9 protein-coding genes are annotated in these 14,995 nt (G+C 69.9%); 2 read left to right on the forward strand and 7 right to left on the reverse strand.

The window, feature by feature from the left end:
- Nucleotides 1–219: 219 nt before the first annotated feature.
- From murJ to LO772_RS18010, 3 genes are all read right to left on the reverse strand, one after another.
- Nucleotides 220–2,913 carry a murein biosynthesis integral membrane protein MurJ gene (gene murJ, locus LO772_RS18000; RefSeq protein WP_231773049.1) on the reverse strand — a complete coding sequence of 898 codons (2,694 nt, stop codon included), beginning with the start codon at nucleotides 2,911–2,913 and terminating at the stop codon, nucleotides 220–222.
- Between the two features lie 134 nt (nucleotides 2,914–3,047).
- On the reverse strand, nucleotides 3,048–5,414 hold the full coding sequence (locus LO772_RS18005) for a DUF6049 family protein (protein ID WP_231773050.1): 2,367 nt from the start codon (nucleotides 5,412–5,414) through the stop codon (nucleotides 3,048–3,050).
- The gene (locus LO772_RS18010; protein WP_231773051.1) at nucleotides 5,411–5,872 is read right to left on the reverse strand and encodes an NUDIX hydrolase; all 462 of its coding nucleotides are present in this window, start codon (nucleotides 5,870–5,872) and stop codon (nucleotides 5,411–5,413) included. Before LO772_RS18010 ends, LO772_RS18005 begins: the two co-directional genes overlap by 4 nt.
- 168 nt (nucleotides 5,873–6,040) lie before the next feature.
- Here LO772_RS18010 and LO772_RS18015 point away from each other — a divergent pair, with 168 nt between their 5' ends.
- Nucleotides 6,041–7,468, forward strand: a complete 1,428-nt coding sequence (locus tag LO772_RS18015; protein WP_231779611.1) for a CCA tRNA nucleotidyltransferase — start codon at nucleotides 6,041–6,043, stop codon at nucleotides 7,466–7,468.
- Between the two features lie 84 nt (nucleotides 7,469–7,552).
- Here LO772_RS18015 and LO772_RS18020 read toward each other — a convergent pair whose 3' ends face one another.
- From LO772_RS18020 to LO772_RS18035, 4 genes are all read right to left on the reverse strand, one after another.
- On the reverse strand, nucleotides 7,553–8,146 hold the full coding sequence (locus tag LO772_RS18020; RefSeq protein WP_231773052.1) for an LppU/SCO3897 family protein: 594 nt from the start codon (nucleotides 8,144–8,146) through the stop codon (nucleotides 7,553–7,555).
- Nucleotides 8,147–8,484: 338 nt separating this feature from the next.
- A complete protein-coding gene (locus tag LO772_RS18025) occupies nucleotides 8,485–9,846 on the reverse strand; it encodes an MFS transporter (protein WP_231773053.1) in 1,362 nt (453 codons plus the stop codon).
- A gap of 185 nt (nucleotides 9,847–10,031) precedes the next feature.
- Nucleotides 10,032–11,111, reverse strand: coding sequence for an inositol-3-phosphate synthase (locus LO772_RS18030; RefSeq protein WP_231773054.1), 1,080 nt, complete (start codon nucleotides 11,109–11,111; stop codon nucleotides 10,032–10,034).
- 50 nt (nucleotides 11,112–11,161) lie between these two features.
- Nucleotides 11,162–11,824, reverse strand: coding sequence for a PadR family transcriptional regulator (locus LO772_RS18035; RefSeq protein WP_231773055.1), 663 nt, complete (start codon nucleotides 11,822–11,824; stop codon nucleotides 11,162–11,164).
- A 694-nt stretch (nucleotides 11,825–12,518) separates the two neighbouring features.
- Here LO772_RS18035 and LO772_RS18040 point away from each other — a divergent pair.
- Nucleotides 12,519–14,972: a transglycosylase domain-containing protein gene (locus LO772_RS18040; protein ID WP_231773056.1), complete on the forward strand. Its 2,454-nt coding sequence runs from the start codon at nucleotides 12,519–12,521 to the stop codon at nucleotides 14,970–14,972.
- The last annotated feature ends 23 nt before the right edge of the window (nucleotides 14,973–14,995 follow it).

Raw genomic sequence — 14,995 nt, forward strand, 5'->3', positions numbered from 1 at the left:
ACCGCACATACGACTGCTGCGGGGGGCAGCAGGTTGCCCCCGGTATATCCGGCGAACCGTCTGTCGTCCCGGGCACTACTACCCTCGAAGGCCCGAGGACACCGTCTTGTATGCCCCATCGTGATCCAACGGCCGGGTTTCCGCTCGCTGGGCGCCGACAAGGTGTGTGGTGAACATTTATCGTCTCATCCGACTGCGGACAAGCGAGCAAAGTTTCGATCAGCGTCCGAGCCTTCCCTTCACCATTCCGGTCATGGCGGACATCTCCTCGATCCGCATGCGGCTCGCCGCGATCACGAACACCACGATCATCACGACGGTTCCCGCCAGCACCGCGGCGAGCGACCCGCCGAATCCGCTGCCCATCGCGTTGGTGCAGAAGCGCGCGGTGGCGAACGCCGCGACGCCGCCGATCGCCGCCGCGGTGATCAGGCGCGTGTACGTGCGCGTCACCCGGCGCCCGTCGAGGTCGCCGATCCGCGCCTTGAGGCGGCGCGCGGCGAGCAGCACACCGACGAGGTAGGCCGCGCCGTACGCGCCGGCCATGCCGACACCGGCCCACTTGGTGGGCAGCGCGAGGTACGCGAGCCCGGACAGCGCCGCCGTCGTCGCGGCCACCCAGACGGTGTTGAGGAACGGCGTCCGTGTGTCCTCGTAGGCGTAGAAGCCGCGCAGCAGCACGTATTGGGCGGAGAACGGGATGAGGCCGAGCCCGAGCGCCATCAGCATGTAGCCGATCCAGTGGGCGCTGTTCTGCCCGGTCGGCGCGAAGATGAGGCCGCCGATGTCGCGTCCCAGCGCGACGAAGAGGACCGCGCACGGCACGATCGCGACGGCCGACATGCGCAGGCCGGCGGAGATGTCGTCGCGTACCGACGTGGTGTCGTTGTCCGCCGCGGCCCGCGACATGCGCGGCAGCATCGCGGCCATGACGGACACCGTGATGACCGCCTGCGGGAACTGCCAGACCAGCAGCGCGTTGGTGTACGCCGAGAAGCCGACGCCCCACGTGATGCCCTTGGTCTGCGCGTCGCTGTCGATCGCGTTGGCGAGCTGCGTGGTCACCAGGTAGCCGAGCTGGTTCGCCAGCACGAACAGGAAGGTCCACTTGGCGAGTCCGGCGGCCTTGCCGAGGCCGTGGCCGCGCCAGTCGAAGCGCGGGCGGAAGTGGAACCGCGCGGCCCGCAGGTACGGGACCATCGCGAGCGACTGCACGATCATGCCGAGCAATGTGCCGATGCCCAGCAGCCGCGCCTCGTCGTCGGTGATCCGGGCGGCCGTCATGCCGCTGCTGTTCTGCGTGCCCGCGGCCCAGATGTACAGGCCGAACGTCGCGATGATGACGACGTTGTTGAGGACCGGCGTCCACATCATCGGCCCGTAGCGCTCACGGGCGTTGAGGATCTGGCCGAACATCACGTGCAGGCCCATGAAGAAGATGATGGGCAGGCAGTAGCGCGCGAACGTGGTGGCGAGCTCGAACTCGGCCTCTTGCTCGGCGAGTGAGTTCGCCAGGATCCGGATCAGCCACGGGGCCGCCACGACCGCCAGCGCGGTCAGCGCGAGCAGCATCACCATCACGAGCGTGAGGAGCCGGTTCGCGTACGCCTCGCCGCCGTCGTCGTCGTTGCGCATCGCACGCACGAGCTGCGGTACGAACACCGCGTTGAGCGCGCCGCCGCCGACCAGGATGTAGAGCAGCGTCGGCATGGTGTTGGCGACGTTGTACGTGTTCGCGAACACCGCGGTGCCCAGCGCCGCCGCGATCACGAGGCTGCGGACGAAGCCGGTGATGCGCGAGATGATCGTGCCCGACGCCATGAGGGCGCTGGACCGCATCATCCCGGAGAGCTTGCCGCCCTTCTTCCCGCCGACCGGGATGCCGGCCATGCGCTCTTCGGCGCCGCTGCCGGGCAGGCGGTAGACGGGCGACTGGGACGGCTCGGGCAGGGCGACGTCGGGTTCGAGGACGCCGACCGAACTCGCGGCCTCCGCCTCGGCCTCGGCGCGCTGGCGGCTCTCGTAGCGCTGGTAGGCCTCGGTGTACGTCGGCATGCCGATCTCGCCGGTGAGGCCGAGGTGGATGCCGGTGAGCGTCTGGTCCATGAGCCAGCCGCCGGGGCGGTCGTAGTCGCCCCAGCCGCCGCCCGCGCCGTAGCCGCCGGACGAACGCGATCCGGACGAGGGCGGGGCCTGGGGCTCCGGAGCCGGGGGCGCCTCGTGCGGGGCCTGGTAGTGGCCTTGGTAGTTGCCCTGGCCGCCGTAACCGCCGTGCTCGGGCGTCTGGTACGGCTGTTGCTCCTGCTGCGGGGGGACCTGCGCGCCGAACTGCTGGTTCTGCGCCTGGGCGGCGTAGGGGTCGGCGCCGTAGCCCTGGGAGCCGCCGTAGCCCTGCTGTCCGTCGTGGCCGCCGTAGCCGCTCGGGGAGCCCGGGGTGCCGCCTTGCCCGTACGCGGCGCCGTAGGGCTGCTGTCCGTAGCCCTGCCCCTGCCCCTGGCTCTGGCTCTGGTCCGGGGTCTGCGGGGCGCCGTAGCCCGGGCCGCTGTCGTATCCGGCCTGGCCGTATCCCGGCCCGCCGTAGCCCTGGCCGGGGCCGACGCCGGGCGGCTGCGGCGTGGGGGCGAAGGCGTCGTCGAGACCGCCGCCCTGGCCGTCGTCGTCGCGGAACCACGCGCCGCTGTCGCCGTGCGAACCCTGCGGGGTGTGCGCCGGACCGGGGGGAGGGGGCGACGGATACGGCGCGTACTCCTGGGCGGGATCCGAGTAGTGGTGACCGTACTGCCCCAAGTAGGGGTCGGCGGAGTGGGGCTCGTCCTGATAAGGCGCCACATATGACCCTGGTGGTGCTTGCCCGTCGCCCGGGTCGTCCGTGCCGCCGTGGTACGGCTGTCGCTCGTCGCTCCGGTCGTTCATGCGGGCAGGCCCTCGTCTTCCGCTTCAGCTGGTCTTTTGGTCGGCTCCAGTCCCCACTTTCTCATCCGGGGCACGCTGTGGTGTTCCCCGACGCCCGGTGTCCGTTGACATGTGGACATCGGGCGCAAATACGGTCAAGCCGGAGCGTGGTGGTCTCCCGGCCGATCCCGACTCCCCTGCCCCGTCGTTGCCCCCTCGTTGCCCCCGTGCGTGTCCGGCCCGCTCCCGAACGGCCCGGGACCGTCGCCGCCGTCAGTATCCGTACCCTCGCCGGCCTCGTCCTCCCCCGCCGCCGCGATACGCCGCCGGCGCAGGTAGGCGCGGAGCGAGAACAGCGCGAGCAGGCCCGCGATCACCCCAATGATGCCCAAGGTGATGCCGTCAATGCTGGTGGTGTTGACATAGAACGTCTGCGTGGGCCCGAACGGCTTGTCGTCGCGCGTGAGAATACGCACGTCGACGATCACCTTGCCGTTCGCGGCCGACTTCGCGTCGATCGCGATCGCGGACGTGTGCCCGCCCGGGATCGTGCGCTCCTCCGTGGGCGACAGCGTCAGCCGGTTCGGCTGCCGCGACTCCACCGACAGCTTGATCGTGATCGCCTGCTGGAGGCCGTTGATGATGGTGACGGGCACTTGGCCGGTCTCACCCGACAGCGTCACACTCGTCTTCGGGGCGATGCGGACCAATTGCTGGAGCACTCGCAGGCTTCGCGTCACGTCCAGCCGATAAGCGTCGGAGTCCATCGTCTCGGCGCGCCACACCGTCGAGAGCGTGCGCAGCACCGCAGGGTCGTACGGGTCGGTGATCCGCTCGGGCTTGCTGAGGATCCCCGCGAACACCGCGACCGACGACTGGAGTTGCGGGATCGACTTGAGGTAGCGCTCGGCCGGCTCGGTGCGCTTCAGCTCCTGCGGATACACCTTCATCGTGCGGTCCTCGCCCGCCGAGGTCTGCGCCAGCGCGTCCAGCGACACCATCTCGGACCAGCCGTCGGCCCCCGACACCGCCTTGAGCGCACCGGCCACCGCCTGCCCGAGCGAGGCGTCCGCGGTGCGCGGCAGCGCGATCAACAGCGAGCGCTGGAGCTGCGGTTGCTCCATCGCGATGGTGAACAGCTCCGAGACGAGCGCCTGTTGGATCTCCAGACGGCGCTCCGGCGCGTTCATCCCGCCGGCCAGCAGCGTGTCGATACGGTGGTCGGTCACCATCGCGCTGGTCGTGTCGGTCAGCGGCAGCCGCGTCGACGGGGTGTACGTCAGATGCGGGTCGCGCGGCTGGAGGCTCGACCCGGACGCCACAATGAGCGAGGAGCCGTTCGCCCTGGCGGTGTCCAGGACCGGGTTGTCGACCGCGCCCATGACGGGCCACGCGACGTCCGCGCGCACCGGCCGCTGCAGCACCCGCTGCGCGGTGTCCCGGCCCAGCGCGGTCGCCTGGCCCAGCTCCGCCGTCAGGTCGGACCTCAACGGGCCGGCGTGCGCGACCGCCGCCAGGTCGGTGTCCGCGTACGGCAGCGCGACGACGGTGTGGCCGTCGGCCGCCCGGCGCAGCCGCTCCAGCCACGCCGCCGCCGTCGCACCGCCGGTCCCCGGCTCGGTCTCCTCCTCGGTGCGCGGCGCCGCGTTGGCCGTCTCGGTGTCGGACTTGCGGCCCTCCTTGCCGTCCTTCGCGGCGGCCTCGGCCTCCGCGTCGGCCTTCGCCTCGGCGGCCTCGTCCTCCGCCGACTTCGGCGGCGCCACGCGGTAGCCGCCGACCATCGCCGAGGCGGTGTCGAGCAGGTCGGGGTCGACCACCCACGTCACCCCGGGCACGGACGACCCGGAGTCCACCAGGGATTGCAGCCGCCCGCCGTCCGCCAGATCGGTGTTCAGGCCGTCGTTGAGGAAGACCGGCGTCTGCCCCTCGTCGCCGAGCGTCGTGCCATCGCGGCGCGGCTGGTCGATCAGCGGCCACAGCACGCCGATGCGCGTCTTGGCGACCTCCCGCGTCCCCTCCGGAATCCACGGCATCAGCAACCGCGACGTCGCGGCCCGCGAACCGTCGTCCACCGCGTCGACGTCGAGCGCGTAGACGCCGGCCGTGTCGTCGTTCAGCCCCAGCTTGTCCGCCGGCACCTTCAGATCACGCGACTCGCGCTGCCCGGCCCGGACCACCGGAACGCGCACGGTCGCGCCCGTCTCGGAGACGTCCCGCATCGTCGTCGCGTCGTCGGACAGCTCGTCGCGGACGGTCATCTCGTCCGCCCCGATCCGCATCCGCAGCGTGACGTCGTCGAGATCGCGGCCGGTGTTGTTGACGACCTCGACGCGGACCGTCAGGTCCGATTCCGGCCGCAGCACCGACGGCGCGACGGACCGCACCACCACTTCGACCGGCGGCTTGCCCGCCGCCGTCTCCGCGGCCCGCGAGACACCGGCCGTGACCAGCGTCGCCGCCAGCATCATGACCAGCATCACCATGCCGACCGCGCCTCTGGCACCGCCGCGGACACCGGTCACGCGGTGTCCGCCAACAGTTCCGGCACGCGCACCGCGAGCCTGCGCTCGTCCGGGTACGCGAGCCGTGCCGACAGCGCGCCCAAGGGAACCCACGCGACCGCCTCGACCTCGATGTCGTCGTCGGAAAGATCCCCGCCGGCCGCTTCCATCAGGTAATGCTGAACGGTCTTGTGGACGCGGCGGTCGGGGGCGGTGAACCAGTAGTCGATCACGCCGAGGGGAGCGAGGACGCGGCCCACGATGCCGGTCTCCTCCTCCACCTCCCGCAGCGCCGCGTCGACCGCGCTCTCACCGTCTTCGATATGCCCTTTCGGCAGGGACCACAGCAGCCGGCCGCGGCGATCGCGACGTGCGATCAACGCGGCCCGCAGCGTGCCCCGGTCCACGACGAGGCCGCCGGCCGAGTGTTCCTCGACCGCCTTGAGCCTCCGCCGTGACGGGGGGGTCTCGGAGGGCATCCTGAAATCCTAGTGCGCGACGCCGCGCCGATGGGCGGCAAGATCACCCCGCCCGGGCCCCGGATGCGATAAAGGTCGCGATCCGCGAACGGCCTCCCCGTACCCTTGTACGTCGTGCCCCACGCGAAGAACACACCGCAACCCGTCGCGACGGACCCGTCGACGGCCGTGCCGTCCGACCGTCTCAACCATGTCCAGCGCCGCGCGGTGGCCGAACTGCTGCGCGTCGCCCCGGTCGCGGACGACCTCGCACGCAGGTTCGAGGCCGCCGGTCACCGGTTGGCCCTCGTGGGCGGCTCGGTACGCGACGCACTCCTCGGCCGGCTCGGCAACGACCTCGACTTCACCACCGACGCCCGCCCCGAGCAGATCCTCGCGATCGTGCGCCCGTGGGCCGAGGCCGTCTGGGAGGTCGGCATCGCCTTCGGCACCATCGGCTGCCGCAAGCAGGATTTCCAGATCGAGGTCACGACCTACCGCTCGGAGGCGTACGACCGCGCGTCCCGCAAGCCGGAGGTGAGCTACGGCGACGCGATCGAAGACGACCTGGTGCGCCGCGACTTCACGGTGAACGCGATGGCCGTCGACCTGCCGGGCGTCACGTTCGTCGACCCCTACGGGGGTCTGGACGACCTCGCGACGCGCGTTCTGCGCACCCCCGGCACCCCCGAGGCGTCGTTCGGCGACGACCCGCTGCGCATGATGCGCGCGGCCCGCTTCGCCGCCCAGCTCGACTTCGAGGTCGCCCCCGAGGTCGTCGCCGCGATGACCGCGATGGCCGACCGGATCGACATCGTCTCCGCCGAGCGCGTGCGCGACGAGTTCAACAAGCTCGTCTGCTCGCCGCACCCGCGCAAGGGCCTGCTGCTGCTCGTCGAGACCGGCATCGCGGCCCGGATCATGCCGGAACTGCCGCTTCTGCGCCTGGAGTTGGACGAGCACCACCGGCACAAGGACGTGTACGAGCACACCCTGACCGTGCTGGAACAGGCGATGGACCTCGAAGAGCCGGGCGAGCCCGACCTCGTGCTGCGCCTCGCGGCGCTGCTGCACGACATCGGCAAGCCGCGCACACGTCGTTTCGAGGACGACGGCCGGGTGTCGTTCCACCACCACGAGGTGGTCGGCGCGCACATGACCAAGAAGCGCATGAAGGCGCTCAAGTACCCGAAGGACGTCACCGACGAGGTGACGCGCCTGGTGGAGCTGCACCTGCGCTTCCACGGCTACGGCACGGGCGAATGGACCGACGCCGCCGTGCGCCGCTACGTGCGCGACGCCGGGCCGCTGCTCGACCGGCTGCACAAGCTGACCCGCTCGGACTGCACGACGCGCAACCGGCGCCGGGCGGCGGCGCTCGCCCGGGCGTACGACTCGCTGGAGGAGCGCATCGCGCGGCTCCAGGAGCAGGAGGAACTGGACGCGATCCGGCCGGACCTGGACGGGAACGAGATCATGCGCGTCCTCGGCGTGCCGCCGGGGCCGCTGGTCGGGCGGGCGTACAAGCACTTGCTCGAACTGCGGCTGGAGAACGGGCCGATGGACCACGAGACGGCGGTCGCGGAGCTGCGGTCGTGGTGGGCGGAGCAGAGTTGACCGCGGTGTGACAGGCGAAAGGGCCTCCCCCTCGGGTGAGGGGGAGGCCCTTTCGCTGTCGCGGGTGCGCAGAAGAGCGCGGCGTTACTTCACGCCTTCGACACCCTGGGAGGCGAACTCCTCGCGGAGGGCGTCGAGGTCTTCCTGCTCGAACATCGAGCCGCCCGGCACGTTGTGGATGTCCTGCAGGGTCGTGTGGCTCGTGATGGTCAGGCACAGCACGCCCTTGCCCGACCCGGTCCACCGCAGGGACGTGACGTAGCCCTTGGCCGACAGCTCCTCCGTTTCGCACTTGCTGGTGCTGGACGTGTCCGTGAATTTCTCGATGACCCGGAACGCCGCGTTGCTCGCGTCGCAGCCGACCGTCTTCATGTCGTCGACGTCTTTGCTGCTGTTCAGGCAGTCGCCGACGTCCGCCTTGGTGGCGTCGTCCTTGTTGCCGACGAAATACACGATCGCGACGATCGCGATGATGACGATCGGCACACCGATGCGCAGCCACTTGAGCCACGGCTTCCGCTGCTGCTGCGGCTGCACCGGCGGCGGGCCGGCGTAGAAGTTGGGCTGCGGCTGGCCGTAAGGCTGCTGCGGCTGACCGTACGGCTGCTGCGGGGGCTGCTGGCCGTAAGGCGGCTGCTGGCCGGGGCCTTGCGGTCCGCCGGCGAAGGGGTTTGACACGGGGAGGGCTCCGTCGGATTGCTTTGGGGGACATTCAAGCCCTGGAAACCCTAGAGCTTCGTCCTGACACCGCGCACGCGAATTCGATCACATATGCATCACGCGATCTGCATCACGCACAAAAGCACCGTGCGCCCTGCGTTGTCGGTGCGAAGCGGAATGTTTGCACCCGTCCCGGAATTGCACCGGCGGTAGTCGTTCGTGGGCGTGCGGATATCGACAAACGCGTATCTCGCCGTCGAATCTTCGCATGTGTGATATTCAGTGTGTTTCCCGGTGGAACGCGGACGCGTCGTGCCGTCGGCAAGTCCGCGCATTTCGTCCTTTTCGGGATGGTGTTATCTCCCCTGGTTTCCGGATTTCCCGAGTTCTCCGGATTGCGGGGACTTCGCGGGGCCGGTGGTACCGCCGTCGAGCGGCCGGGGCGGGTGGCGCCGGACCGCCGCGGCGTATCCCAGGCCGGTCGCCGCGAAGCCCGCCGCCACGGCGCACAGCACGGGGGCCGAGCGGCCGTCGGCCGGGAGCGCGGTCGCCGACACCGCGGCGGCGCCGACGAACGCCACGTTGAAGAGCACGTCGTACACCGCGAAGACGCGTCCCCGGAAGGCGTCGTCGACGGTGGTCTGCACGATCGTGTCCACACCGATCTTGGCGCCCTGCGACACCAGCCCGAGCAGGAAGCCGGCGACCAGCAGGGGGCCCAGCGCGAACGTCAGCCCCAGGCTCAACTGCGTCACCGCGCCCAGGAGCGCGCACACCACGATCCAGCCCGGTACGCCGATGCGCGGCGTGACGATCGGCGTCAGCACCGCCGCGGCGAAGAAGCCCACGGCCGTGACGCCGACGATGAGCCCGAACGTCGCCATCCCGGCGTCGGTGTTGTGCGGGTCGTGGAAGAGGTTGCGGGACAGCAGCAGCGACATGACGGTGAGGATGCCGAAGCAGAAGCGCATCACCGTGATCGCGCCCAGCGCGTGGGCGGGGGCGCGGCGTTCCCAGACGTGGGCGGCGCCGTCCCGCAGGCCGCGGGCCACTCCGAGGAGGGCGTCGCGGACGCGGGCCGTGATCTGGTCGGCGTCCGGGCCGAGCAGGTCGACCGCCATCGTCGCCGCGACCGCGGCCGAACCCAGGTATCCGGCACCGGAGATGAGGATCACCAGCGCGGTGGAGGTCGGCCCCTCCGCGATGAACAGATGGACGACGAAAGCGGCCAGCGCGCCCGCCGAGGCCGCGATCGTGCCCGCGGTGGGGGAGACGGCGTTCGCGACCACCAGCCGCTCCCCCGGGACGACGCGCGGCAGCGCCGCGGACAGGCCCGCCAGCACGAACCGGTTGACCGAGAGCACGAGGAGGCACGCGGTGAAGAACACCGGGTTGGGCACGCGGAGGAGGACGAGCGCGGCGGTGGCCGCGACGAGGACCGCGCGCAGCACGTTGCACCAGACCAGCACCTGCCGCCGGCGCCAGCGGTCGAGGAGGACCCCGGTGAACGGCCCCACGAGGGAGTACGGCAGCAGCAGGATCGCGAACGCCGCGGCGACATCTCCGGCCGACGTCTGTTTCTCCGGTGCGAAGAAGACGTGGCCGGCCAGCGCGACCTGGAAGATCCCGTCGGACAGCTGGGAGGTCAGCCGCGTGGCGAACAGCCGGCGGAAATCGCGCAGCCGCAGCAGGGACGCGAGATCACGCAGGAGGGCCACGCACGCAAACGTACCGCTGTGCGGTGCGCGCGTCCGTCCGGCCGAGCGGCGTCACGGCGGCGGCGGGTGATCGGGTCCGGGAACACCGGAGGCCCGGCTTCCCCGAGACGGGGTGCCGGGCCTCCGGTTGTGGCCGCCTGCCGCGGGCGCCGCGGTTCGGCGGGATGCGACTGGGTGGGCGCGGGTCAGCGCTCGACGTCGCCCTTGATGAACGCCTCGACCGCGTCGCGGGCCTCGTCGTCGAAGTACTGCACGGGCGGGCTCTTCATGAAGTAGCTCGACGCCGAGAGGATCGGGCCGCCGATGCCGCGGTCCTTGGCGATCTTCGCGGCGCGGACGGCGTCGATGATGACGCCGGCGGAGTTCGGGGAGTCCCAGACCTCCAGCTTGTACTCCAGGTTCAGCGGGACGTCGCCGAACGCGCGGCCCTCCAGGCGGACGTACGCCCACTTGCGGTCGTCGAGCCACGCGACGTAGTCCGACGGGCCGATGTGCACGTTCTTCGCCCCGAGGTCGCGGTCGACCTGCGAGGTGACGGCCTGCGTCTTGGAGATCTTCTTCGACTCCAGGCGCTCGCGCTCCAACATGTTCATGAAGTCCATGTTGCCGCCGACGTTGAGCTGCATCGTGCGCTCGAGAATGACGCCGCGGTCCTCGAAGAGCTTCGCCAGCACGCGGTGCGTGATGGTCGCGCCGACCTGCGACTTGATGTCGTCGCCGACGATCGGCACGCCGGCCTCGGTGAACTTGTCGGCCCACTCCTTGGTGCCGGCGATGAAGACCGGGAGGGCGTTGACGAAGGCCACGCCGGCGTCGATCGCGCACTGGGCGTAGAACTTCGCGGCGTCCTCGGAGCCGACCGGCAGGTAGCAGACCAGCACGTCGACCTCGGCGTCCTTGAGCGTCTTGACGACGTCGACGGGCGCCTCGGGGGACTCCTCGATGGTCTGGAGGTAGTACTTGCCGAGACCGTCCAGGGTGTGGCCGCGCTGCACGGTCACGCCGGTCGGAGGCACGTCGCAGATCTTGATGGTGTTGTTCTCGCTGGCACCGATGGCGTCGGCCAGGTCGAATCCGACCTTCTTCGCGTCCACGTCGAACGCGGCAACGAACTTGACGTCACGCACGTGGTAGTCGCCGAACTGCACGTGCATGAGGCCGGGTACGCGGCTGTCGGGGTCTGCGTCCTTGTAGTACTCGACGCCCTGCACCAGCGAAGCGGCGCAGTTGCCCACGCCGACGATGGCTACGCGAACCGAACCCATTCCGGTTGCTCCCTGTGTTCTCGATGAGGCTCGCCTGACTAAAGGGGGCCTCAACTGGTTGCTGCGGACGGGTCCGAGGCCGCGTCCTGCTTGGTCTGCCGGGGCTTCACCCCGGTGTCGGTGCTGCCGGTGATCCCATCGGCCGGGGGTTCCGGGGTCTCCCCGGCGACGCGCTCGGCGTTGATGAGTTCGTTGAGCCACCGCACCTCGCGCTCGACCGACTCCAGCCCGTGGCGTTGGAGTTCGAGCGTGTAGCCGTCGAGTCGTTCCCGTGTGTTCGACAGTGAGCTGCGGATCCGCTCAAGCCGTTCCTCGAGCTTGCCGCGGCGGCCTTCGAGGATGCGCATGCGCACCTGGCGGTCGGTACGGCCGAAGAAGGCGAAGTGCACGCCGAAGTTCTCGTCCTCCCAGGTCGTGGACCCGGACTCGGACAGCAACTCCTGAAAGTGCTCCTTGCCTTGCGCCGTCAGTTTGTACACGATCCGGGCCCGTTTGCCCCCGGCCAGTGCCGCGGCGACCTGTTCGGGTTCCTCTTCGGTGATCCAGCCCCTCGCGAGGAGGGACTTGAGGCACGGGTAGAGGGTCCCGTACGCGATGGCGCGGAAGGGGCCGAGCACGGTGTTGAGGCGCTTGCGCAACTCGTAGCCGTGCATGGGGGTGTCGTGCAAAAGGCCGAGAGTGGCGAACTCCAGGACGCCTCCGCGCCTGCTCATCCGCTTCCCCTCCAACCTCGTAGGTCCGGTCGTGTGCCCGGTGTCGCTTCGGCTGTGCGGCTGTCGTATCGGCTCGATGTATCGAGTCGATACATCGGAACAATACATCGGAACGATAGGTCGAGTACTCCGTCCGTGCAAGGACGGGGTCGGTGACAGACATCACAGGGTGGTCACGCAGGGGTCTCGTACAGGTCACTTCGTGGCCATTCGGGCGCCATGGACGCGGTTTCGGCGCTGTCCTGGACACGCGGAACGAAGAAGTTCCCGGGCATCTCTCAGGGGGTTCACTCGGGCGGGTATGCCCGGAGCCGTCCGAGTTTTTGGCGTTGCGTCCGCGCGTAGTCTGGTCGGCCGTGTGGTACCTCCGAGCGCTCCCGCGCGACAACGCCGACTCCCTTGCCGTCAGGCGCGCTTGTCCGGTCGCGCGCGCAACCGTTCACGTTCCCGGGGCGTCCTGGGGAGCGGACAGCCACGACCCGTACGGCCGACTCCCGTTGTACGGCCGAGGAGCAGCGAATTCATGAGTGAGCACCGTCGCAGGTCGTCGCAGCCGCGTCCGGAGGGAAGCGGCGCCGCACACGGCCGGGGGAGCACGCCTCCTCCCCGAGCGGGCGGCCCCACCCCGGGAACGCCTCCGCCGACAGCCGCCGAAACGCCCTCCCCCGCCGCGTCCGAACCGGCCGAACGGCCGTTGACTCGGACCGAGGCCCGACAGGCGGCCAGGTCCGGCGGGCGCGGAGGACGCGGCGGTTCCGGAGGGCGGGGACGCGGCGGCAACGGGCCGTCGGGGCCCGGGCGCGGCGGCGAGGGCGCGGGCAGTTCGCCGGAGGGCCGCGGTCCGGGCGGCGGGCGCGCCGGCCGGAACGGCAAGAAGAAGCGCCGCTTCATCGACTACCCGAGGTACGGCAAGAAGGGCGTGCGGCGCTGGCTGCCGTCCTTCAAGCAGATCCTCGCGATGTTCCTGTTCTTCATCGCGTCGCTGCTCGGCGTGGCCGGACTGGCGTACGCGCTGGTCGAGGTGCCCGACGTCAACGCCGCGACGCAGATCCAGTCGAACATCTACTACTACTCGGACGGCGTCACCGAGATAGGCCAGACCGGCAAGTACAACCGGCAGAACGTCGGGCTCGACCAGGTGCCCAAGGACGTGCAGCACGCGGTGCTCGCCGCGGAGAACCGCACATTCTACTCCGACTCCGGCGTGTCGGTCTCGGGCCTCACCCGCGCGGCGCTCGCGATGGCCAAGGGCGGTGAGACGCAGGGCGGTTCGACGATCACGCAGCAGTACGTGAAGAACGCGTTCCTCTCGCAGGAGCAGACCTTCGAACGCAAGTTCAAGGAGATGTTCATCGCGATCAAGGTGGACCGGCAGATGACCAAGGACGACATCCTGGCCGGCTACCTCAACACGTCGTTCTACGGCCGCAACGCGTACGGCATCCAGGCCGCCGCGCAGGCCTACTACGACAAGGACGCCAAGGACCTGACGGTCGGCGAGGGCGCGTACATCGCGACGCTGCTGAACGCGCCGAGCCTCAACGACGTCTACGTGAACGGCGAGATCAGCGAGACCCGGCTCGCGCGTGTGCAGGGCCGGTTCAAGTACATCCTCGACGGCATGGTCAAGGAGAAGTGGCTCGACCAGGCCACCGCCGACGCCGCGCAGTTCCCGATGCCGATCAAGCCGAAGCCGTCCGCGAGCAAGGCGGGCCAGGCCGGCTACCTCATGCAGCTCGCCGACAGCTACCTCAAAGAGCACAACATCATCAGCGAGGAAGAACTCGCGCTCGGCGGCTACAAGATCGTCACGACGTTCGACAAGGACAAGCAGGACGCCGCGGTCGCGGCGGTCAAGCAGCAGCTGTACGAAAAGCTCCAGCCCGACAAACGGGACGCGGACCGCAACGTCCGCGTGGGTGTCGCCTCGGTGGTGCCCGGCGACGGGGCGGTGGTCGCGCTGTACGGCGGCCCGGACTTCGTCGAGCAGGAGTACAACGACGCGACGCGCGACGACATCCAGGTCGGCTCGACGTTCAAGCCGTTCGTCCTCGCGGCGGCGCTGAAGAACGGCAAGTACGACGGCGATCCGATCACCGTGGAGGACCTCTACAACGGTGACTCGGGCCTTCCGGTGAAGCTGCCGGACGGCGGCTACGCCATGGATACCCAGACGAAAAAGCAGTACATCGTCCCCAACGAAGGCAATACGGACTACGGCCAGATCAGCATCAGAACCGCGATGGAGAAGTCGGCGAACACCGTCTTCACCCAGCTCGCGGCCGATGTGGGCTGGGAGGCCGTGCGGAAGGCCGCCATCGAGGCGGGCCTTCCGGAGGACACCCCCGAGCTGGCCGCCGGGCCGTCGATGGCCCTCGGTGTGAGCCAGCCGACCGCGCTGGACATGGCGTCCGCGTACGCGACGTTCGCGGCGCGCGGCAAGCACGTCGACCCGTACGTGATCAAGGAGATCCAGAAGAACGACAAGAAGGTCGACTTCGCGAAGCCGCAGCCGAAGCAGGTCTTCGACGAGGAGATCGCCGACAACATCAACGACGTGCTGGTCGGCGTCATCCAGAACGGCACCGGCAAGGAGGCCAAGGACCTCGGGCGCCCGGCGGCCGGCAAGACCGGTACGACGGACAGCAACAAGTCCGCGTGGTTCGTCGGCTACACACCGAACCTGTCGACGTCGGTCGCGCTGTTCGGCCAGGACGAGCGCAACGCCCGGTACTCCCTGGAAGGCCTGCTCGGGTACGACGCGGTGCACGGCGGCGGCCCGCCGACCAAGATCTGGCTGGCGTACATGAAGGCCGCGACCAGCAAGCTGCCCGCCGCGGAGTTCACCGAGCCGGAGAACCCCGCGCCCAAGCAGACGCCCACCCCGACGGCCCCCCCGTCGTCGTCGGCGCCGCCCAGCTCCGCTCCCCCGTCGTCGTCGGCGCCGCCCAGCTCCGAGCCGCCGACGTCCGAGCCGCCGACGTCGCCGTCGCCGCCGGAGACGTCGGAGAGCCCGACGGAGACCGCCACGGCGTCCCCGACCGGCGACAACGGACCCGGTTGGCCGAACTGGCCGCCCGGTAATTCGAACACGCCGACGACCACCGCCACGGAGACCGGCCGAGGCGGCGGGCGGAACAACAACTAGCATCGCCACATCGCGTCGCCCCG

Source organism: Yinghuangia sp. ASG 101, from assembly GCF_021165735.1.
Lineage (GTDB): Bacteria > Actinomycetota > Actinomycetes > Streptomycetales > Streptomycetaceae > Yinghuangia.

Coding starts and splice junctions, on each gene's coding strand:
- murJ (WP_231773049.1), bottom strand. CDS start 2,913: ATGAACGACCGGAGCGACGAGCGACAGCCGTACCACGGCGGCACGGAC.
- LO772_RS18010 (WP_231773051.1), bottom strand. CDS start 5,872: ATGCCCTCCGAGACCCCCCCGTCACGGCGGAGGCTCAAGGCGGTCGAG.
- LO772_RS18030 (WP_231773054.1), bottom strand. CDS start 11,111: ATGGGTTCGGTTCGCGTAGCCATCGTCGGCGTGGGCAACTGCGCCGCT.
- LO772_RS18035 (WP_231773055.1), bottom strand. CDS start 11,824: ATGAGCAGGCGCGGAGGCGTCCTGGAGTTCGCCACTCTCGGCCTTTTG.